At 59.2% G+C, this 21,193-nt stretch carries 22 protein-coding genes; 12 read left to right on the forward strand and 10 right to left on the reverse strand.

Annotated features, from left to right (window positions below; translation table 11 throughout):
- Positions 1-60: 60 nt before the first annotated feature.
- Entirely contained in the window at positions 61-1,545 is a 1,485-nt protein-coding gene (gene xseA, locus ACP15L_RS04900) for an exodeoxyribonuclease VII large subunit (protein ID WP_425083348.1), read from the forward strand.
- A 3-nt stretch (positions 1,546-1,548) separates the two neighbouring features.
- Here xseA and ACP15L_RS04905 read toward each other — a convergent pair whose 3' ends face one another.
- Complete coding sequence (locus ACP15L_RS04905; protein WP_425083349.1) at positions 1,549-1,944, reverse strand: hypothetical protein; 396 nt, start codon at positions 1,942-1,944, stop codon at positions 1,549-1,551.
- 129 nt (positions 1,945-2,073) lie between these two features.
- Here ACP15L_RS04905 and ACP15L_RS04910 point away from each other — a divergent pair, with 129 nt between their 5' ends.
- From ACP15L_RS04910 to ACP15L_RS04930, 5 genes are all read left to right on the forward strand, one after another.
- A complete protein-coding gene (locus tag ACP15L_RS04910; RefSeq protein ID WP_425083350.1) occupies positions 2,074-2,712 on the forward strand; it encodes a lysoplasmalogenase in 639 nt (212 codons plus the stop codon).
- A 59-nt stretch (positions 2,713-2,771) separates the two neighbouring features.
- Positions 2,772-3,845 carry a signal recognition particle-docking protein FtsY gene (gene ftsY, locus ACP15L_RS04915; RefSeq protein ID WP_425083351.1) on the forward strand — a complete coding sequence of 358 codons (1,074 nt, stop codon included), beginning with the start codon at positions 2,772-2,774 and terminating at the stop codon, positions 3,843-3,845.
- Positions 3,846-3,931: 86 nt separating this feature from the next.
- Positions 3,932-4,834 carry an EamA family transporter gene (locus ACP15L_RS04920; RefSeq protein ID WP_425083352.1) on the forward strand — a complete coding sequence of 301 codons (903 nt, stop codon included), beginning with the start codon at positions 3,932-3,934 and terminating at the stop codon, positions 4,832-4,834.
- A gap of 16 nt (positions 4,835-4,850) precedes the next feature.
- Positions 4,851-5,456 (forward strand): inner membrane-spanning protein YciB, encoded by a 606-nt coding sequence (locus ACP15L_RS04925; RefSeq protein WP_170765682.1) that lies wholly within the window; start codon positions 4,851-4,853, stop codon positions 5,454-5,456.
- Between the two features lie 121 nt (positions 5,457-5,577).
- On the forward strand, positions 5,578-6,246 hold the full coding sequence (locus ACP15L_RS04930; RefSeq protein ID WP_170376330.1) for a Crp/Fnr family transcriptional regulator: 669 nt from the start codon (positions 5,578-5,580) through the stop codon (positions 6,244-6,246).
- 219 nt (positions 6,247-6,465) lie between these two features.
- On the opposite strand, the gene ACP15L_RS04935 is transcribed toward ACP15L_RS04930, so the two are convergent.
- The 6 genes from ACP15L_RS04935 to rpiA form a co-directional block, all read right to left on the reverse strand.
- Positions 6,466-7,902 carry a Do family serine endopeptidase gene (locus ACP15L_RS04935; RefSeq protein WP_170376863.1) on the reverse strand — a complete coding sequence of 479 codons (1,437 nt, stop codon included), beginning with the start codon at positions 7,900-7,902 and terminating at the stop codon, positions 6,466-6,468.
- Positions 7,903-8,087: 185 nt separating this feature from the next.
- Positions 8,088-8,282, reverse strand: a complete 195-nt coding sequence (locus tag ACP15L_RS04940) for a DUF2065 domain-containing protein (protein WP_170381551.1) — start codon at positions 8,280-8,282, stop codon at positions 8,088-8,090.
- Positions 8,282-9,160, reverse strand: a complete 879-nt coding sequence (hflC, locus tag ACP15L_RS04945; RefSeq protein WP_170689879.1) for a protease modulator HflC — start codon at positions 9,158-9,160, stop codon at positions 8,282-8,284. The genes ACP15L_RS04940 and hflC overlap by 1 nt, the downstream gene beginning before the upstream one ends.
- Positions 9,160-10,305 carry an FtsH protease activity modulator HflK gene (gene hflK / locus ACP15L_RS04950; protein ID WP_170470140.1) on the reverse strand — a complete coding sequence of 382 codons (1,146 nt, stop codon included), beginning with the start codon at positions 10,303-10,305 and terminating at the stop codon, positions 9,160-9,162. The genes hflC and hflK overlap by 1 nt, the downstream gene beginning before the upstream one ends.
- 72 nt (positions 10,306-10,377) lie before the next feature.
- Positions 10,378-11,736 (reverse strand): glutathione-disulfide reductase, encoded by a 1,359-nt coding sequence (gene gor, locus ACP15L_RS04955; protein ID WP_425083353.1) that lies wholly within the window; start codon positions 11,734-11,736, stop codon positions 10,378-10,380.
- A 124-nt stretch (positions 11,737-11,860) separates the two neighbouring features.
- Positions 11,861-12,649 carry a ribose-5-phosphate isomerase RpiA gene (gene rpiA / locus ACP15L_RS04960; protein ID WP_170457893.1) on the reverse strand — a complete coding sequence of 263 codons (789 nt, stop codon included), beginning with the start codon at positions 12,647-12,649 and terminating at the stop codon, positions 11,861-11,863.
- 169 nt (positions 12,650-12,818) lie between these two features.
- Between rpiA and ACP15L_RS04965 the strand changes: the two genes are divergently transcribed.
- The 4 genes from ACP15L_RS04965 to ACP15L_RS04980 are packed head-to-tail and all read left to right on the forward strand — an operon-like array spanning position 12,819 to position 16,293.
- Positions 12,819-13,520, forward strand: coding sequence for a glutathione S-transferase family protein (locus ACP15L_RS04965; RefSeq protein WP_425083509.1), 702 nt, complete (start codon positions 12,819-12,821; stop codon positions 13,518-13,520).
- A gap of 1 nt (position 13,521) precedes the next feature.
- Positions 13,522-14,895, forward strand: coding sequence for an L-serine ammonia-lyase (locus ACP15L_RS04970; RefSeq protein ID WP_425083354.1), 1,374 nt, complete (start codon positions 13,522-13,524; stop codon positions 14,893-14,895).
- 21 nt (positions 14,896-14,916) lie between these two features.
- Positions 14,917-15,333 carry a GFA family protein gene (locus ACP15L_RS04975; protein WP_425083355.1) on the forward strand — a complete coding sequence of 139 codons (417 nt, stop codon included), beginning with the start codon at positions 14,917-14,919 and terminating at the stop codon, positions 15,331-15,333.
- A 45-nt stretch (positions 15,334-15,378) separates the two neighbouring features.
- Positions 15,379-16,293, forward strand: coding sequence for a DMT family transporter (locus ACP15L_RS04980; RefSeq protein ID WP_425083356.1), 915 nt, complete (start codon positions 15,379-15,381; stop codon positions 16,291-16,293).
- On the opposite strand, the gene ACP15L_RS04985 is transcribed toward ACP15L_RS04980, so the two are convergent.
- The gene (locus ACP15L_RS04985) at positions 16,238-16,945 is read right to left on the reverse strand and encodes a thiamine diphosphokinase (protein ID WP_425083357.1); all 708 of its coding nucleotides are present in this window, start codon (positions 16,943-16,945) and stop codon (positions 16,238-16,240) included. The genes ACP15L_RS04980 and ACP15L_RS04985 overlap by 56 nt on opposite strands.
- A 123-nt stretch (positions 16,946-17,068) precedes the next feature.
- Between ACP15L_RS04985 and ACP15L_RS04990 the strand changes: the two genes are divergently transcribed.
- Positions 17,069-18,682: a hypothetical protein gene (locus ACP15L_RS04990; RefSeq protein ID WP_425083358.1), complete on the forward strand. Its 1,614-nt coding sequence runs from the start codon at positions 17,069-17,071 to the stop codon at positions 18,680-18,682.
- Positions 18,683-18,858: 176 nt separating this feature from the next.
- A complete protein-coding gene (locus ACP15L_RS04995) occupies positions 18,859-19,419 on the forward strand; it encodes an N-acetyltransferase family protein (protein ID WP_425083359.1) in 561 nt (186 codons plus the stop codon).
- A gap of 151 nt (positions 19,420-19,570) precedes the next feature.
- Here ACP15L_RS04995 and ACP15L_RS05000 read toward each other — a convergent pair whose 3' ends face one another.
- Entirely contained in the window at positions 19,571-19,813 is a 243-nt protein-coding gene (locus tag ACP15L_RS05000; protein WP_170642268.1) for a DUF2842 domain-containing protein, read from the reverse strand.
- Positions 19,813-21,108 carry an adenylosuccinate synthase gene (locus ACP15L_RS05005; protein WP_425083360.1) on the reverse strand — a complete coding sequence of 432 codons (1,296 nt, stop codon included), beginning with the start codon at positions 21,106-21,108 and terminating at the stop codon, positions 19,813-19,815. Before ACP15L_RS05005 ends, ACP15L_RS05000 begins: the two co-directional genes overlap by 1 nt.
- Positions 21,109-21,193 lie beyond the last annotated feature (85 nt).

A 21,193-nucleotide genomic window follows, 5' to 3' on the forward strand; every position in this document is an offset into this window, starting at 1 on the left:
TGCTTGGCCTCGCCTGCGCGGCGTTCTAAGCTGGCACGGCATTTGACACAAGGCGCTGAAATGTCCGACCTGCTTGACGACCCAATTCCCGGCCAAAACACCCCCGAATACTCGGTTTCCGAGATTTCTGGCGAGGTGAAGCGCACGCTCGAGGGCTCGTTCGGGCGAATCCGTGTACGCGGCGAGGTCGGTCGCGTGTTCAAGGCGCGCTCGGGTCATCTGTATTATGACATCAAGGACGACCGGAACGTTCTGGCCTGTACCACCTGGAAAGGTCAAATCTCCGGCCTCTCCGTCGTCCCCGAAGAAGGGTTGGAGGTCGTCGTCACCGGCCGCCTCACAGCATTCGGCGCGCAATCCAAATACAACATGAATGTTGATGAGGTCGCGGTCGCTGGCCAAGGCGCGCTGATGGCACTGCTGGAAAAGCGCAAGAAACAGCTAGAGGCCGAAGGACTATTCGCGCCTGAGCGTAAGAAACCGCTGCCCTACCTGCCCCAGATCATCGGTGTCGTGACCTCTCCATCCGGGGCGGTGATCCGAGATATCCTGCATCGCCTGCGCGACCGGTTTCCCCGCAAGGTTCTGATCTGGCCCGTCGCCGTACAGGGTGCAAACTGCGCCCCCGAGGTGACCCGCGCCATAGAAGGCTTCAACGCGCTGACGCCCGGTGGTGCGCTGCCGCGCCCCGATCTGATCATCGTCGCACGCGGAGGCGGCTCAATCGAAGATCTGTGGGGGTTCAATGAGGAAAACGTAGCCCGCGCGGCTGCTGCATCAGAGATACCGCTGATCTCGGCCGTGGGGCATGAGACAGACACGACGCTGATCGACTTTGTCTCCGACCGCCGCGCGCCTACGCCGACAGCCGCAGCCGAATTGGCCGTCCCCGTGCGGATGGAATTGATGGCGTGGACCAACGAACAGGGTGCGCGCCTTTCACGGGCTGCGAGCGATGCGGTTCAGCGCCGTGCGCAGCGTCTGCGTGACGTGTCTCGTGCGCTTCCGCGCCCGGATAGCTTGTTGAACTCTCCACGGCAGCGCCTTGATCTGATTGCAGAACGCCTGACACCCGCATTAGATCGCGGGGTGCAAAACCGCCGCCTGCAACTGGTCGAGATGTCGGCGCATCTGCGCCCGTCGACTTTGCGAGGCGTCGTCTCCTCCCGTCAGGAACACCTGCGCAACCTGTCTTCGCGTCTGTCCCTCCGCCCGATCCAGCGCGAAATTGAACAGCAACGCCAGGCCACCGCCCGACTGGCTGAGCGGCTGGACGCGGCCCAAACCGTCCGACTAGAGCGCCTGCGCCAACAACTGACAGCAACCGACCGCCTACGCGAAACGCTCAGCTACAAGGCAACGCTGGCGCGGGGCTATGCGGTTGTGCGCGCCGAGGGCGACGTCGTGACCACCAAGGCTCAGGCTGGCAAACACGCGGCGCTTGAGATCGAATTCTCGGACGGTCGCCTGGCGACCGGTTCCGCTGGCCGCCCTGCCGCGAAAAAACCCAAACCCGACGCGCCGGATCAGGGATCGCTGTTCTAGAGGTTAAACTCCGACCTCGGGACCCAGACACACCATATCTTCCCCGAGGTCTTCTGCCTCGTAGAGTTCGGTCGCCTGTGGGTCGCCTTCGAACTGCGCGATCAGCCCACCGCCCGAGCGAGTGAATACCCAGCATTGCGGGTCCAGCCGGTCCTCGTAGACGAAACAAATCTGATCCTCGCGCTGATACCAGACGCCTTCTTTGCACTGTCCGTCCAGAAACGACCAGATCACGCGGCGGTTGGGCAAGTATCGCTCAACCCCATAAACCTGCCCTTCAAAGCCATAAAACAGGGTTTTGCCCTGCGTGTACTCATCGAACTCGGCCCCGGACAGCGCCGTTTGCGCGCCCGCCGTCTGCGCCGACAGCGCCAATAGAATCACAAGATGCCTCAACATGAGGCCATAGTGTCAGATGCGGGCGGGCATGGCCAATCACCACGCCGGTATTCGCCTGCCCCCACGTCATTATTGTGCCGCGTGCCACCGCAAAGAACAGTGGTCCCGAACACGACAGAGGGGACCGATGTGACACACCTGCTATTTTGGCTCGCCGCCGCTTGCGCGTTGGCCTATTTGCCGCTGTCCCCGCGCCCGGCAAGCGTGCTCCGCACCGTTCTGAAAACCGCTTCGGTTGCTGTGCTGGCGCTCGTCGCTCTCCTCAGCGGTGGCGCGACCTTGCTGGTTGTCGCCTTGGGCCTCTGCGCGATTGGGGATGCTCTGCTGTCGCGAGAGTCCGACACCACCTTCATGGCAGGGATCGGCGCGTTTGCTGCGGGGCATATCGCTTACATCGCGCTTTTCCTGACGTACCCTGGCAGCAACTTTGACCTCATTCTGGAACGGCCGGGATATTTCTGGTCGCTCCTCATTCTGGGGATCGTTGCCGCCACTTTGCTCGCCCCGCGCGCTGGAGAGCTAAAACTCCCGGTTCTGATGTACATCCCGATCATCCTCGGCATGGGCGTCGCAGTTCTGTCTTTGCCCGAGACCGGAATGCTGCGTTGGGCCTTGCCTGCAGCACTGGCCTTCATCGCATCGGACCTCGTGCTGGCGACCGAGAAGTTTCTGCTGCCCCAAGACCACCCGGCACTGAAGCTGACACCCTATCTGGTGTGGCCGCTCTATTGGGCTGCGCAGGCTGGACTACTGATCGCCTTCACCTGACCCTTTGCAACTCCGGCAAATCCACATTAGGTGGAGGGGAACACCTGCGGAGACCGATAATGGCGTTTTTTTCAAAGCTGAAGGACAAGCTGTTCAAATCCTCATCCCGTCTTGAGGAAGGGCTGGACGCCATTGTCGAAGACGGAGGCGAGGAAGCTACCGTGCTTGAGCCTGTGGCGCAAACGCCAGAACCCGCCCCGCAGCCGCAGGAAACCGCTCCGCAACCCGAAGACCAACCCGCATCCAGCGGGTTGCTGGGTCGCCTGTTCAGCCGTACGGAAACCAAGGCCGAAATCCGCCGGACCCTGGATGACGATATGCTGGAACAGCTCGAAGAGCTTCTGATTGCCTCCGACATGGGCGTCGACACGGCCCTGCGCGTCACCTCGAACATGGCTGAAGGGCGCTTTGGCCGCAAACTCTCGTCCCGAGAGATCAAGCAACTGCTGGCGCAGGAAGTGGCCCGCGTGATGGAGCCGGTCGCCCGCCCCCTGCCAATCTACCCCAAACGCCCGCAAGTGGTTCTGGTGGTTGGCGTCAACGGCTCGGGCAAGACCACAACCATCGGCAAACTGGCCAGCCAGTTCAAATCCGCGGGCAAGAAGGTCGTGATCGCCGCCGGAGACACCTTCCGCGCCGCCGCCGTAGAACAACTGCAGGTTTGGGGTGACCGCGCTGGCGTCCCGGTTCTGACCGCGCCCGAAGGCTCGGACCCCGCAAGCCTTGCCTTTGACGCCCTGACCAAAGCGCAACAGGACGGTGCCGACCTTCTGATGATCGATACCGCAGGCCGCCTGCAAAACCGAGCCGACCTGATGGAGGAACTGGCCAAGATCGTCCGCGTGATCCGCAAGGTCGATGAGACCGCGCCGCACAACACGCTGCTTGTGCTGGATGCGACCACGGGCCAGAACGCCCTCAGCCAGGTGGAAACCTTCCGCAAACTCGCCGATGTGTCGGGCCTTGTGATGACCAAACTGGACGGCACAGCCAAAGGCGGCGTGCTGGTCGCGCTGGCCGACAAGTTCGGCCTACCCATCCACGCCATCGGCGTCGGAGAGCAAATAGACGACCTCGCCCCGTTCGACCCGGAAGAATTCGCGGCCGCGCTAACAGGCCTCGACCAAAACTGATCCGCCTCTTCATCTGGCTGAAAATATCCTCGGGGGTCTGGGGGCAGACGGCCCCCAGCCTCGTCACACTGGACAAGTTCTGACAATTGAGCGACTGGCTGATCTCACTCGAAGGCACGGAAGCGGGCCACACCCTCGCCCTAGGCCTAGCGTTGATGGCTGCTTTCCTGCACGCGGTCTTCGGAGCATTGCAAAAGGGCCGCCACGATCCGTGGCTGTCCCGGGGCGCTATTGACGCCTGCTATTGCCTGATGGCCATCCCCTTTGCCCTATTCGTCGTGCCGTGGCCCGAACCCTATATGTGGCCGATCTTCGGTATCGTCTGGCTGATCCACATCACCTACAAGATCCTTCAGGCCTTGGCCTATACCAAAGGCTCCTACACTGTGGTCTACCCGGTCGTTCGCGGCACCGGACCGCTTTTTACCGTAATCGGAGCCTACCTTCTGTTCGGAGAAACCTTCACAGGCATGCAATGGTTCGGTGTGGCCGTCCTTCTGGCCGGTATCTTCGGGCTGGCTGCCTATAACTTCCGGTTTCTGGAAACCAACCGTGAGACTCTGGGCATCGCTCTCACCCTGGCGATTGCCACCGGTCTCTTCGTAGCGCTCTACACGACCTATGACGCCTATGGCATCCGCGCCACCGCTGATCCGTTCACCTTTCTGGCCTGGTTCTTCATGATCGACGGCTTCGCGATGCCGATCTACGCGTTCCTCAGATGGCGTGCCATGATCAACCGCCCTTCCCTAGGTCCGCTGATGCTGCGCGGGCTTGCAGGCGGCTTGATCGCGCCACTGTCATTCGGAGCCATCATGCTGGCCACCCGATTGGACAAAGTCGGAGAAGCGGCTGTACTGCGCGAAACATCAACTGTATTTGCAGCCTTGATCGGCTGGTTGGTTTTGAAAGAAACCGTTGGCCCAAGGCGCATCGCCCTGATGGCACTGATTGCATTGGGCGCTGTAATCGTTGAAATGGGCGCATGAACAGCAGGACACCACGATGACAGGCAAAAAAGAAATCAACCCGTTCCTGAAACAGGTGCTGGAACTGGGCCCCCCGCTGGCCTTCTTCTTCATCTACCTGCGTCTGCGCGATGACAGCTTTCTGATCGGCGGTATCGAGTATTCAGGCTTCATCATTGCCACTATCCTCTTTGTCCCGCTGATGTTGGCGGCAATGGGTATCTTGTGGTTCCTGACTGGCAAGCTCAGCCGGATGCAGATATTTACCGCCTTTATGGTGATCTTCTTTGGTGGCCTGACCGCCTGGTTCAATGATGAGCGGTTCTTCAAGATGAAAACCACGCTGGTCTACGGGTTCTTCTCGGTCATCCTCGGGATCGGGTTGTTGCAGGGCAAGTCCTACCTCGCCTACGTTCTAGACGAGATGCTGCCGATGAAGCACGAAGGTTGGATGATCCTGACGCGGCGCCTCTGTGCCTGCTTTGCAGTTCTGGCCATCGCCAATGAGATTGTCTGGCGCACGATGTCCACCGATCTGTGGGTCAAGATCGAAACCTTCGCCTTTCCCATCGCGTTGATGGCCTTCCTGATGTTCCAGTTCCACCGCCTGCAAAGCTATCTAGAAGACCCCGATCGCCAGTAAGTGACCAATAGCCTCAATGATATCACTTTGATACTACATCGAGGAAACCGCTTGGCTTGTTGACCTTGCTGTGAATAATTGAGTAACCACTCACCATCCTACTCCGGAGATTAGTACCCGAATGGCGGTATTCCCAAATAGCGGCTTCCTGTCCGATGCATCCGAAGGCCTGCGCGAGATGCTCTCGGCGCTGGCGACGGAAATCTCTTTGGATAAAAACGAAACCCTGTTCGATCAGGATGACGAAGGCGATGCGCTATATGCCATCGTCGAAGGGACGCTCGAAGTGTCGTTCCTGGCCATGAGCGGCCGAAAGCTGGCTCTGACGCTCATGCGTCCGGGCGAGGTTTTCGGTGAGATAGCCCTGTTCGACAGCGGCCCTCGCACTGCCACTGTTGCGGCTGCTGAACCTTCTCGGGTTCTGCGCGTGCGTCGCAGGGACGTGATGGAGCAAATCCGCCAACACCCCGATCTCGCCGTTGATATGGTCCGTCTGGCCGGATTGCGGATGCGGTCGATGAGCTCGCAGTTGAACGAGCAGGTCTTTCTGCCGATGCCGATTCGACTGGCGCGCAAACTGCTGCACCTGTCGTCTCTGCAGGACGATCCCACGGAACGCATTACCCTGTCGCAAAGTGAATTGGCTGAATTCGTTGGGGCCACCCGTGAGGCCGTCTCGAAAACCATTTCGATCTGGAAACGGGACAATGTGGTCGAGGCATCGCGGGGCGGATTGCTGATCCACGACATCGAGGCATTGCGCGCTTTGGCTGAATCGGACCTGATCTGACCTTTTGTGATCTTGTTCACAGACGACTCGGATGTCAGTGCCCTAGGGTAAACCTGTTACCGTAGGAGATCAGTATTCATCCCCGATATCTGTCCACTGATCTCTCCCTGTACCTAAGCCATATGCCCAAAAGGCATATGGCTTATTTTCTTTTTGCCGGACCAAATATGAAAAAGGCCGGGGAAATCCCCGGCCCATTTCGGTAGTTATGTGATGAGCTTAGTTCTCAAGGCTCAGCGCGACAAAGCGCGGGTCGCCGCCACGGCGTACCAACAGCAGCAGCGATTTGCGCCCGGCTTCTGTAGCTTCTTCAATACGCGCCTCAAGGTCGCTGATGGATTCGACCTTCTGCTGTCCAGCTTCGGTGATCAGGTCACCCGCGCGCAGACCCTTGGCAAAGGCTTCCGAGGCTTCATCAACCTCGGTCACGACCAGACCGTCCGCCTCGGCATCGAGGCCCAGGTCTTCACGCAGCGTATCTGTCAGCGGTGAAATGGTCAGGCCCAGAATGTCAGCGTTTTCGTCGGTTGGCGCGTCCGGAGTATCTTCCTCACTCGTTTCGGCACGCTCCGCATCCTCACGGCGCCCGAGTGTGACCAGAATAGTCTGAGTGCCACCGTCGCGATGTACCACCACACGAACTGATTTGCCCACGGTCGTCTCACCGACTTGTCGTACCAGACCGCGCGTATCTTCAACCTCGACCCCGTCAAAGCTGAGGATCACGTCCCCTGCTTTCAGACCGGCCTCTTTCGCGGGACCCTCCGGTACATCGCTGATCAGCGCGCCACCGGGTTTATCCAGACCCATCGCCTCAGCCATGTCTTCGGTCACATCCTGAATCCGTACACCCAACCAACCCCGGCGGGTTTCGCCGAACTCACGCAGCTGGTCGACGACCTTGGTCACGACATTGGAAGCCATCGAAAACCCGATACCGATCGAGCCGCCGTTGGGCGACAGAATCGCAGTGTTCACGCCAATGACCTGACCATCCATGTTGAATAAGGGACCACCCGAGTTGCCCCGGTTGATCGCCGCGTCGGTCTGGATGTAGTCGTCATAGGACCCGCTGAGCGCGCGGTTACGGGCGGAAACGATCCCCGCCGAAACCGAGAACCCCTGCCCCAGCGGGTTGCCCATGGCAATCACCCAGTCACCGACGCGCGCCGTGTCGCTGTCGCCGAACTGAACGTATTGGAGAGGGCCCGAAGCCTCGACTTTCAACAGAGCGATATCGGTTTTCTCATCCGTGCCGATCACCTTGGCAGGCAGTTCCTTCACGGGTTGACCATCGCCGGGGAAGAACTCGATCAGGATCTCATCGGCCTCGGCGATGACGTGGTTGTTTGTAACGATAAAACCGTCTTCCGAGATCACGAACCCCGACCCCAGCGCATTGCTGCGGCGCGGGCGGTCGCCATTATCGCCGTTGCGATCCTGAAACTCGCGGAAGAAGTCTTCGAACGGAGAGCCCTCGGGCACGATCCCCTGCGGCCCGGTCTGACCTTCGATCAGGGTCGACGTTGTGATATTGACCACCGCCGGACTGATCTGTTCGGCCAGCGGCGCAAGGCTTTCCCCTCGTGCATAAGCCGCAACCGTTTGCGCTGCGATCAGAACCATCGCTCCGAAGGTCAGCCACATCAGTCGCATGAAACCAACACCATCGTCCCGCCGGACGGAAATACTGCGCGCTTGTGCCTGCACTTGGGAACTCCTTGTCGTCAATTTCATACAGACCGCCCTAAGGCAGACTATCTTTCCACCCAATGTAGTCGGTTTGATCACGCTCGCAACTGAGGATCGCGGGGAAATCACCGGCAAGTGAGGTCAGCAGGTCAAAACCCCAACTGATAGGCGCCCCAAAGCAGCACAAGACCGCTAACAACACAGAGCAGCCCTGCCAAACGCCGCGCCTGTTCTGGTAGCGTGCGCAGCGCCTCTAACATACGTTCAATAAGCGAAGGGGCCAGCGCATAGGCCAGCCCCTCGACAATCAGCACCAGCCCGAAGGCCAGAAGGATCATACCCATTATTGGGTCGCCTGCCCGGTGGGCGATTTCAGGTAGTTGAAGAACTCTGAATCCGGGCTGAGAACCATCGAGCTGTTCCCGCCCTGCAACGCGCGCTCATAGGCGGACAGCGAGCGGTAGAATTCAAAGAACTCGGGGTCTTTGCCAAAGGCTTCGGCGAAGATCGCGTTGCGTTCGGCGTCGGCCTCACCGCGAATGATCTCGGCCTCGCGGTTGGCGTCTGACACGAGTTCAACCACGGTCCGGTCGGCCTGCGCGCGGACACGCTGCGCGGCTTCGTTACCACGGGCGCGTTCGTCGGTTGCTTCCCGTTCCCGCTCGGCTTTCATCCGATCAAAGGTCGCTTCAAGGTTCGCCTGCGGCAGGTCGGTGGCTTTCAGGCGCACGTCGATGACGTTGACGCCCAGCGCGCGTGCCTCGGCAATTGCGCTGTTGCGGATACGCAGCATCAGAGCCGCACGGTCCGAGCTGAGGATATCCCGCGAGGAGACCGAACCCAGAACTTCCCGAGTTTCCGCACGAAGGATACGGTCCAGACGATCCTCGGCAACCGGAATACCGCCAACACCAACGGCCTGACGGAACTGCTCCAGATCCGAAATCCGGTAGCGTGCGAAGGCATCAACCACCAGACGACGGTCATCAAGAGGTGTTACCTCAAGCGGCTGCACGTCGATCGACAGGATGCGGTCATCATAGCGCACAACCTCTTGAATCAGAGGGATTTTAAACGCCAATCCGGGCTCTTCCTTGACCGCAACAACGCGACCAAACTGCAGAACCAGAGCGCGTTCACGCTCATCCACGATGAAGATCGAGGACAGAACACCGACAATCGCGAGGAAGACGACGGGTAGGATAAATGTCGTTTTACGCATCAGTTGCTCTCCGCTGCAGGGGTACGACGCAGTTCGTTCAACGGCAGGTACGGCACAACGCCCTGCCCCGAGCCGCCGGTGTTTTCGTCAAGGATGATCTTGTCCACGTCACCCAGAACCTGCTCCATGCGCTCCAGATACAGACGCTTGCGTGTTACATCCGGCGCTTTGGAGTATTCCTCCAGAACCGCGCTGAAGCGGCTGGCCTCACCTTGGGCGCTGTTGATCTGTTGGGCGCGATAGGCTTCGGCTTCTTCCAGAACCTGAGCAGCTTCACCGCGCGCTTCCGCGAGAACACGGTTTGCGTAGGCATCCGCGACGTTCTGCAGACGATCCCTTTCCTGCGCAGCGGCTTGAACGTCACGGAACGCGGCAATCACGTCCTGCGGCGGGTCAGCCTTGTCGAAGTTCACGCGAACGATGTTCACGCCCGAATCGTAGCTGTCCATTGTCGCCTGAATCAGCTCTTGCAGACGTTCTGCGATAATGCCGCGGTCTCTGTTCAGGATCGGAGCAAGTTCGCTTTGCGCGATAATCTCACGCATCGCCGATTCCGACACCGCCTGAATCGTTTGGCGGGGGTCGCGCAGGTTAAAGAGGAACTTGGCGGGGTCGTTGATGTTCCAAACGACCTGATAGTCGATATCGACCACGTTTTCGTCACCGGTCAGCATCAGACCGTCGTCGCTTCCACGCGCGCCGCCCATGTCTTCGTTCTGTTCCCGTGTAACAGGGATGACTTCGGCAGTTACGAACGGCCAAGGTGCAAAGTTCAGACCTGGGTTTCCAACAGCCGAGAATTCGCCAAGGAACAGTTCAACCGACTGTTCTTCGGGCTTAACGGTGTAAAAGCTGGCCGCAGCCCAGAGGCCGATCGCAACCAATGCACCAATCGCCACGGTTCCCTTGGTAAAGATCGGACCACCGCCGCCACCGCCTGAACCGTTGCTGCCACGGCCACCGCCGCCACGACCGCCCATGAGGACGCGCAGCTGCTCTTGCCCTTTTTTCATCAGTTCATCGATTTCGGGGATCTGCGGGCTCTCCCCTTCGGGAGGCTTGCGCCCGTCACCGTTGTTACCCCGATTTCCTCCACCACCAGAGGAGCCTCCGCCCCCCCAGGGGCCACCGCTGTTGCCCGCCATATGTGTCTATTCCCTTGTGTTTGACCGTGTGATCACGGTGTTCCTTGTAACTTGGTTGCGCGCAGTTGCAAATCAAGCCGTGCGTACAGGTTGCCGCATTGTCACCAGTTCTTCGGCCATGACCGGGTGAACTGCAACCGTGCGGTCGAAATCTTCCTTGGTCGCGCCCATTTTGACGGCAATGCCAGCCAACTGGATCATCTCACCCGCGCCAGGCGCCACGATGTGGCAGCCCAGCACCTTGCGCGTCGCCTGAGACACGATCAGCTTCATCAGAACCCGCTGAGTGCCACCGGCAAAGGATTTCTGCATCGGCTTGAACGAGGTCGCATAGACCTCAATCGGTTCCTGCGCTGCGGCCTCTTCCTCGCTGAGGCCCACGGTGCCGAATTCGGGCTGGGTGAAAATCGCGGTCGGGATCAGCTCATGATCCACTGGGGTCGGGTTGCCTTTGAAGACGGTCTCAACAAAGGCCATGCCTTCGCGGATCGCAACCGGAGTCAGGTTCACACGATCGGTCACATCACCAATCGCATAGATCGAGGGCACGCCGGTCTGGCTGTACTCATCCACGATGATCTCGCCCTTGCGACCACGCTCGACGCCCACGTCCTCAAGCCCCAAGTTGTCCGCATTCGGAGTGCGCCCGGTGGCATACATGACCACGTCGAAATGATCCTCGGTCCCGTCGGTGGCTTTGACCCGGATCTTGTCGCCCTCTTTCGTCATCTCAAGCACATTGGTGCCCAGACGCACGTCGATACCGTTCTGGCGCATCTCTTCACAGATCAGGCCACGCGCTTCTTCGTCAAATCCACGCAGGATCTGCGCACCGCGGTAGAACTGAGTGGTCTTGACGCCCAGCCCGTTCATGATCCCGGCAAATTCGCTGGCGATATAGCCGCCTCCGACGATCAGGATGCTTTCGGGCAGCTTCTCAAGGTGGAAGATTTCATTCGAGGTGATCGCCAGCTCCGAGCCGGGGAAGTCCGGCACAACCGGACGGCCACCCGTCGCGATCAGGATATGCTTGGCAGTTTTGCGTGTGCCATCGGCGAGTTCAACCGTATGCGGATCGACCACTTTAGCACGCTGATCGAAGCTCTCGACACCGTTGTTTTTCAGGATGTTGCGGTAGATACCTTCCAGCCGATCCAGTTCCGTCACCAGCTTGTCGTGGAAGGTGTTCCAGTTGAACGCTCCGGGCTGAATGTCCCAGCCATAAGCCTGCGCGTCACCGACCATCCCCGAATATTCACTGGCGAAGACCATCAGTTTCTTGGGAACGCAGCCGCGGATAACGCAAGTGCCGCCGTATCGATCCTCTTCCGCCAGAGCCACTTTGGCACCGTTTTCGCCAGCCGCTACGCGCGCCGCGCGGACCCCACCCGAGCCTCCGCCGATTACGAAGAGGTCATAGTCAAAGCTCATGCTGGGTTCCTTCATTCAGCTTGCAAAATTCTTTGGATATCTGGGCGCGAAAACCGCCCTGCCAACCCCCAAAGGCGTAAATTTCCAGTATATTCCAACACGTCCTTGGGATGGCGCCTTCCACTCAGTCCGAAAAATCCGAAAACAGGTTGTCCTTGGCACCATCAAGGAACTGGTCCAACTCAACGGTTCCGGCATTGATATCGCGCAGCTCGACCCGGCCATCGCCGTAGCCCACAACGACCTTGTCGCAGATATCTATGAACAGCCCGTTCTCGACGACACCCGGCACCTGGTTCAAAACAAGCGCCATCTGCCGGGCATTGCCGATCCTTTGCAGATGCAGGTCGAGGATATGATTGCCCTCATCGGTCACAAATGGGGCCTCACCATTCATCCGAAGGGCTGAATTGGTGCCAAGCACATCCATCGTGTCCAGAACTTCTTCGATCAACGTTCGAGTGGTCTGCCAGCCAAAGGGGATCACCTCGACCGGCAGCGGGAATGCGCCGAGCGTTTCGACCTCTTTCCCGGCATCGGCGATCACCACCATCTGGTCGCTGGCCGTTGCCACGATTTTTTCCTGCAGATGCGCACCGCCTCCGCCCTTGATCAGGTTCAGATCACCGTCGAACTCATCCGCGCCGTCAATCGTCAGGTCCAACCATCCGGCCTGATCCAGCGACACGACCTCGATCCCGACTTCACGCGCCAGTTGCGCGGTTCGGGTTGAGGTTGGTACGCCCTTGATGCGCAGGCCTTCTTGCTGGACACGCTCGCCCAGACGGCGAACAAGCCAGGCGGCGGTCGAGCCGGTGCCCAGCCCCACCCGCATTCCGTCTTCGACCATGTCGGCCGCGCGGTACGCCGCAACGTATTTGGCTGTGTCGATTGGCGACAAATCCGCGGTCATTGGCAGTCTTCCCCAAATAGTCTGCAAGACTTATATGCAATGCTCCACCCAACTTCGAGACCCAATTCACGTCGCCCGGATGCGAAAGATGTCGCTCAATTGCGCGTTTCCTATCGGAAACGTCGCAAACAAGGCTTTTCAGGTTTCGGTTGCTGTATATCTAGTCCGTATGATGACGCCCTATCGCCTGCACTATGCCCCTGATAACGCCTCGCTGGTGATCCGGCTGGTGCTGGACGAAATGAGCCAGCCCTATGAGACGGTGCTGGTTGATCGTAGTCAGAACGCGCAAGACAGCGCAGCCTACCGAGCGTTGAACCCGAACGGGCTGATCCCGGTTCTCGAAACCCCTCATGGGCCGATATTCGAAACGGCTGCCATTCTGCTGTGGCTGTCCGACAGCCATGGGCAACTTGCGCCCGCGTCAAACAGCCCTGACAGGGCCGCCTTTCTGAAATGGCTGTTTTTCGCGTCAAACACGCTCCATGCCGATCTGCGCATCCTGTTTTATGCCGAGAAATACATAGACCCCAAACAGGCCGAGCCCCTGCGGGCCGGAATACGTCCAAGGCTGCGCACCCATCTGAAAAATCTGGACGCAGTCGCTGCGCAGACACCGGATTGGCTCAACGCTGATCGGCCTTCAGTTCTGACATACTATATCGCGTGCATGATGCGTTGGATGGCGCTTTACCCATCCAATGCGGACCGCAGCTGGTACCAACTCGCCGATACGCCCTATCTTCAGCGCATCCTGACGCAGCTGGAGATGCGTCCCGCAACGCGAACGGCAATAGCCGCCGAAGGTCTTGGGGCCACGCCGTTCACCTCACCTATCTATGCCAACCCTCCTGAAGGCTCAGCTATCTGACATGTTCCTCTCTGTCTTCGATATGTTCAAAGTGGGCATCGGCCCGTCCTCATCCCACACCATGGGCCCCATGGTGGCCGCCGCGCGTTTTCTGGACATGATGCGTGCATCGCCGTTTGAATTTGCCGGGCTGCGCGGCTCGCTACACGGTTCGCTGGCCTTTACCGGGGTGGGTCATGCCACCGACCGCGCCACCATTCTTGGCCTCGCCGGCTTCGTGCCGGACACATATGACAACGACAAGGCCGAGGCCGCGCTGGCCGCAATTGCTGAGACGCACACGGTAACGCCTGAAGGGCTACCGACGCTGACCTTCAACCCAAAGACCGATCTGGTCTTTGACTACGACCACAACCTGCCCGGCCACCCCAACGGTATGATCCTGATGGCAACCGACGCGCAGGGCGATGTGATACTGCGGCAGGTCTTCTACTCGATCGGCGGCGGCTTTGTTCTGACCGAAGAGGAACTGGCCGCTGGCAAAGCCACCGACGAAGGCGCCCCGGTGCCCTTCCCCTTCAAATCCGCCGTCGAGATGTTGGAGATGGCCAAGTCCAGCGGCAAGTCCATTGCTGAAATGAAACGTGCCAACGAAATCGCACGTGGCTGCGCGGATAGCTTTGCCAAGGGCTCTGCCCGACTGTGGCAGGTGATGAACGACTGTATCGAGCGTGGTCTGACCACCGACGGCATCCTGCCCGGCGGCCTCAGCGTCCGACGTCGCGCCAAGGGTATCTATGATGCGCTGATGGCCGAGCGCGGCATGAACCTGACCGCACCGCACACCATCAACGATTGGATGAGCGTCTATGCCATGGCCGTGAACGAGGAAAACGCGGCCGGAGGCCAGGTGGTCACCGCGCCAACCAACGGCGCGGCAGGTGTTCTGCCTGCGGTACTGCGCTACTACCTCGACCACGTGCCTGGCGCGGCGGAAAGCCATATCGAGGATTTCCTTCTGACCGCAGCTGCCATTGGGGGGCTGGTGAAATTCAACGCCTCGATCTCGGGAGCTGAGGCTGGATGTCAGGCCGAGGTAGGCAGTGCCTCGGCGATGGCGGCGGCTGGTCTTTGCGCCGTGATGGGTGGCACGCCCGAGCAGGTGGAGAACGCCGCTGAAATCGCGCTTGAACACCATCTGGGCATGACCTGCGATCCGGTTGCAGGGCTGGTTCAGGTGCCGTGCATCGAGCGCAACGGCCTTGGCGCGATCAAGGCCGTTTCGGCCGCGTCGCTTGCGTTGCGTGGCGATGGGCAGCATTTTGTACCTCTGGACGCTGTGATCGAAACCATGCGTCAGACCGGGCATGATATGCATGAGAAGTACAAAGAAACCTCATTGGGTGGTTTGGCCGTAAACGTCCCGAACTGCTGAAGTGAGACAGGAGGTGGCGCAATGCGCGGACATTGTTTGTGCGGCAAGGTTGCGTATGAAGTTGATCCTCCGGTCTTGTCCTGCGTCTCATGCCATTGTGACAGTTGCCGCCGCCAGTGTGCCGCTCCGATGACGACCTATTTCGGGGTGCGCGATGGCCAATGGCGCTGGATCGGAGAAGAACCTAAGCGCTTCAACTCTTCGCCCGGAGTCCAGCGGAGTTTCTGCCCACATTGTGGAACTCCGATCTCGTTTCGGTCGACCAAGATGTCGGACGTTCTTCACCTTTACGTAGCGACTCTAGAGAGCCCCGAAGTCTTGCAGCCAACACTTCATGTCTCACATGAAGAGAAGTTGGAGTGGCTGAAACTGAGCGATGATTTGCCCACCTGCATCGGCCCGGACTACACCAAGGTCCAACCACTTCCGAAGGCTTGAGAACAGAGCTTTTCTCGGCCTTGGGAAACCGCTAGCGTCGCGGCCATGACTCAGGATCGTCCCGTATTCGGCATCGTACTGATGCTTGGTTTCTGTGTGCTCGCCCCGATGGGGGATGCGCTGGCAAAGCTGTTGGGGGAAACAACCCCACTGGCGCTGTTGGTCTTCGTGCGTTTTGCCATTCAGGCGGCGATCCTTGTGCCCTTGGTCGCGATGACCGGCAGGCCATGGCGCATGCGAGGCCGTATTCTGCGACTGACCGTGATCCGCACACTTTTGCACATCGCGGGCATCACCGCGATGTTCTCGGCGTTGCAATTCCTACCCCTGGCTGATGCGGTCGCCATCGCCTTCGTGATGCCCTTCATCATGCTGATGCTCGGCAAATACATACTGAACGAAGAGGTCGGGCATCGCCGCCTTGCGGCCTGTATCGTCGGGTTCGCCGGAACGCTTCTGGTCATTCAACCCAGCTTTGCCGAAGTTGGTCTACCCGCGCTTTTGCCGCTGATCGTTGCAGTTGTTTTTGCCTTGTTCATGCTGGTAACGCGCCAGATCGCCAAAGAGACCGACCCGATGTCGCTGCAGGCCGTCTCGGGCGTGTTTGCCACAATCCTGCTGCTGCCCCTTCTGATCTGGGGAACGCAGTTTGATATCTGGGAGCTGTCATTCGCCCTCCCCTCGGGCAACGAACACTGGCTGCTTCTGTCGATCGGAGTGCTTGGGACCGTCGCCCATCTGTTTATGACATGGTCGCTGCGCTATGCGCCTTCGGCCACGCTGGCACCGATGCAGTATCTTGAAATCCCCGTCGCCACCCTGATCGGCTGGCTGATCTTTCACGACCTGCCGAACGGTCTGGCCGCGCTTGGCATCCTGATCACGATCGCCGCCGGGCTCTATGTCATTCTGCGTGAGAGGGCCACGGCGCGCTCTGCCCCGACAGAAACGCCTGCATGACCTGATCCAGAGCGCTACGCGGCACCATCACCAGCATGCCCGGGCCGTCCATCTGAAGCTCAACCTTTGAAATGACACGGTTCGAGGTGCCCACCTGCCCGCTCGGATCGAATTGAAGTCCCTCGATCGGCCACTCCAACCCACGGCTGCGCCCGGTAACTTGTTTCAGAGGAAAGAGAGAAACGACCTCGCCCGGCGCCAGATCCAACACGATGTTGGGCGGTGCGTGGAAAACGACCTCATTCGAGCCGATCAGAACGCAGGCCTTGTCCGGATATCGGACCAGAGTGTTTAAGACCGCCAATTGATGGTCCAGCCGCCCTCCCAGAAATCCGGCCCCCAACACCAAAGGGGCCTGCACGTTGCGCAGTGCCTTGTCGAAATCCGTGCTGTCCTGTTCCGCAATCGGAAAAAGGCGATCCTGGGGAATACGAGTTCTGATTTCGGGGGACAACGAATCGAAATCACCAATCACGGCATCCGGAATCCGCCCCGAATCAACCAGCACCGAGGCTCCACCGTCTGCCGCGACCGCAAATGTGACGCGATTCAGCACCAAATTCAGGTCTTCGGGGCCGATCTGCCCCCCTCCAAACAGCCCGATTGGGCCATTTGAACGTACAATAGACCCATTTTTTCTCAGATTGATCATTTTTCCCGGATTTGGACACATTGAGACCACAAAATGATAGGTTCATGCAGTTAGTTCCGAGTCGATCGGGTTGCCCCTGTCCGGGCGGATCGGCTCAGTTAGTTTGTAAAGGACGCATGTCTGATGGTACAGAACAACAAGGTATTGACCGTTTCCTATGGGACTTTCTCGTGCACTTTGGAAGGGTTCGACGACTCTTTCGAGACTATGAAAGCCATAGCCGAATACTTCCGCGATCTTGCGGCAGAAGACAGATACTTTGGTTCTGAACCCCCGCAACCTGACGCCGAAATGCTGACACGGATTGCACAGCGCGACAACGCGCAACAAGTCGAAGCGCGCCCGAGCGATACCGGCCTGCTTCTGCGCGCGACGGAAACACCCCCCCGTACTGAAACGCCCCCCGCCCCTGAAGCGACACTGCCACAGGATAACGCCATGCCCCAATCGCCCGATCTGAATGTTGTCCAGCCGACCCCCTCTGCGACACCTGAAACAGACACTGCCGCATCTTTCTTTTCCGAAGCTGCGCCGGTCGATGCCGACGCGGACCCGGCGCCCGATAGCCTGGCCGCCAAGCTGCAACGCATCCGCGCGGTTGTTTCCCATTCGGACGTGGATACGGACAACTATGCCGAGGAAGAGGTCGCCCCCCTAACGGCCGACGCCCCCGCGCCGATGGACGCTGTCTCAGCCGCCTTTGCGGCAGGTTCGCTGAGCCCCGGAGATCTGGCCCCTCAGGCCCCGGCCCCTACCGAGGCACCTGCCGTCGAGGCCGTTGAAGAGGCATACGCGCCGGAACTGCCGGATGCGCCAGCCATGGAATCGGCGCCGCTCGATTTGCAAGATGAGACCCCAATGCAAATCGAGTTTAAAGACTCAGAGGAAGAAGAGGCCCCCGAGGTGATCTTCGACGAAGACACCGAGACGGCGACCGATGACGGCGATGAGGTTGAGAATATCCTTAGCCCAGCAGACGAAGCAGAAGACGACCAGCAAGGTGTTCTGACCGCTGAGGATGAAGAAAGCCTGTTCCTCGAGATTGACGAGATCGAAGAGGAAATGGATGCGCAAGCGACCACGGCGTCCTCGGATCTGGATCAGGATGTCTCGCGCCTGATGGCAAAAGCAGATGAGCAGATGGACGACCCGGCCGCAAGCGGCACGCGTGAGGCCTATTCCCATCTGCGTACGGCCGTTGCTGCAACCTCGGCGGAAGATGTGGCCAAGCAGGCCGCGACTGATGAAGAGTATCGTGGCGATTTGGCCTCGGTCGTCAGCCCCCGCCGTCCGGATGATGTTCAGGTTACCAGCAAACGCCCTGATGCAGACATGGCGGCCCCTCTGAAGCTGGTCGCCGAGCAGCGTATTGACGCGCCCAACGCGGATACTGGCCCGGTGACCCCCCGCCGTGTCACCTCGGATCAGTCCGAGGACGCGTCAGAAGAAAGCGGCTTTGCACAATTTGCACAGGATCAGGGCGCTCAGTCTCTGTCCGACCTTCTCGAAGCGGCTGCGGCCTATTTGTCCTTCATCGAAGGGCAGGAACAGTTCTCGCGCCCGCAATTGATGAACAAAGTCCGCTCGCTGAAACAGGATGAGTTCAATCGCGAAGAAAGCCTGAAGTCCTTCGGACAGCTTCTACGCGACGGCAAAATCGAAAAAGCTGGCGGAGGGCGCTTTGCGGCCTCAAGTGACATCGGTTTTCGCCCGGAAGGTGAACGCGCCGTAGGCTGATATCCTCTATTTCGCTATCTAGAGTGGGTCGGAGATTTCTTCGACCCATTTTTCTTGCACCTACGCAATGGAATCTCGATGCGGACATGATGCCGCTATGCTGCATTGCAGAAAAATGATATCTTCTGAGTAAAGGAAACAGATCTTTCAGTTCGTGTTCAAATCAAGGCTCCGCCATGTATGAACTCCCTATTCGACGCCTCAGAGCATTCGACAAGCCCAAAATAGAAAGCCATTTCAAGAGCCTCGATGCAGAAGCGCTGACGTCTCGATTTGGCGTACCGGTCAGCGCGGCCTTTGTTGAGGCGTACCTTGCAGGCATATTCAAAAATTCTGCGCTGGTATTTGGCGCGTTCCCCGATTCCTGCCTGCGCGGTGTCGGAGAATTGCGGGCTGTTCCGGACAGCCACAACCATGTGGCTGAACTGGCCTTCACCGTTGAAACGGTCTGGCAGGACTTAGGGATCGGCGATGCACTGCTGTCGCGGATAGTTACCGCAGCCCGCAATCGTGGATTTCGCGAAGTCCATATGTTGTGCCTCGCCACCAATCAAAAAATGCGCCGTCTGGCTGCAAAACACGACGCCGAGCTGAAACTGACGACAGGACAGATTGAGGCGACCCTGACAGCGCCCTGGCCCACCCCCTTCAGTGTCGCCGAAGAAATCTCGGGTGAGTATCATGCCATGGCCCGAGCGATCCTAAGTTGGTCGGGAAACGATCGACGAACCGGCTAAGAACAGACATAGACACGCAGCGCCTATGACGACCAACGGCACTCGTAGAACCGGACAGCCCGAAGCTGAAACTTCGGACTTGCCCTCATCTCACTGTCTGGGTGTTGCGCAGGGAAATGATGCAAGCCTTGAATCTATGCAAAGATACTGGTCAGTCGGGCTTCTGGTCCGGGTCTTCTTTCCCGACACCCTTGAACACGAACTTGAAGGGTAAAGCCCACAGAATGCCCAGCGCCACGTAAACCAGCAGCTCAAGCCAGATCGGAGGACGATCCAGCCAGTTCACCACCGTGACTACGGCGACAATATAGACAGGCAGGCCGATCACCAGAATGAACAGAGACCAACGCCTACGCGCCTTGTAGCTGAGCCCGGGTGTCTTGTCGTCCGACATCAGTCTGCAAACGGGTCGGTCACCAGAATGGTGTCGTCCCGCTCCGGGCTGGTGGATAACAGCGCCACTGGGCATTCGATCAACTCTTCGACCCGGCGCACGTATTTGATCGCGTTTGCTGGCAGATCCGCCCAGCTGCGCGCGCCTTCGGTGGATTCGCTCCAACCTGGCATCTCTTCGTAGATGGGCGTGCAGCGCGCCTGCTGATCGGCAGCGGTCGGCAGATAGTCCAGACGCTCGCCATCCAACTCGTAGCCGGTGCAGATCTTCAGCGTCTCGAACCCGTCCAACACATCCAGCTTGGTGAGAGAGATCCCGTTCACCCCGCTCGTCGCGCAGGTCTGGCGCACCAGACAGGCATCGAACCAGCCGCAGCGGCGCTGACGACCGGTGGTAGTGCCGAACTCATGCCCACGCTCGCCCAATCGCTGACCGTCGGCATCCTCAAGCTCGGTCGGGAACGGCCCCTCACCCACGCGGGTTGTGTAGGCTTTTACAATTCCCAGTACGAAGTCGATCGAGCCCGGCCCGATCCCCACGCCGGTCGCCGCTTGACCGGCAATCACGTTCGAGGAGGTCACGAAAGGATAGGTGCCAAAGTCAATATCCAGCAGCGCACCCTGCGCGCCTTCGAACAGGATACGTTTGCCCGCCTTGCGCTTTTCGTTGAGAACCTTCCAGACCGGAGCCGCAAAAGGCAGAATGTCCGCTGCAATTTCTTTCAGGTGCGCCAAGAGAGCATCCCGGTCGACAGGTTCAATCCCCAAACCCTTGCGCAATGGGTCGTGGTGCTGCAGTGCACGATCAACACGAGCTTCCAAGGTCGCCTCATCGGCAAGATCGGCAACACGCACCGAACGGCGTCCGACCTTGTCTTCGTAAGCCGGGCCAATCCCGCGCCCCGTGGTACCAATCTTTGTCCCTTTGCTCGCTGCTTCCTCTCGCGCGCGGTCCAACTCACCGTGGATCGGCAGAATCAGAGGGGTGTTCTCGGCAATCATCAGCGTCTCAGGCGTGATCTCAACGCCCTGAGCGCGCACAGTCGCGATTTCTTTGACCAGATGCCACGGGTCCAGAACCACGCCATTGCCGATCACGCTGAGCTTACCGCCGCGTACAACGCCCGAGGGCAACGCGTGCAGTTTGTAGACCTCGCCATCAATGACCAGAGTGTGGCCGGCATTGTGCCCGCCCTGAAAACGCGCGATCACGTCCGCCCGCTCGCTGAGCCAGTCGACGATCTTGCCTTTTCCTTCGTCACCCCACTGGGCGCCGACAACAACCACGTTGGCCATATCCGGTCCTTTTCGCGAAAAGATATCAAACTCGGCTGATATAACGAGGCTCAGACGGTAGGGAAACCGATATTTCGCCGCATCT

This window comes from Ruegeria profundi (genome assembly GCF_049800715.1).
Lineage (GTDB): Bacteria > Pseudomonadota > Alphaproteobacteria > Rhodobacterales > Rhodobacteraceae > Ruegeria > Ruegeria profundi_A.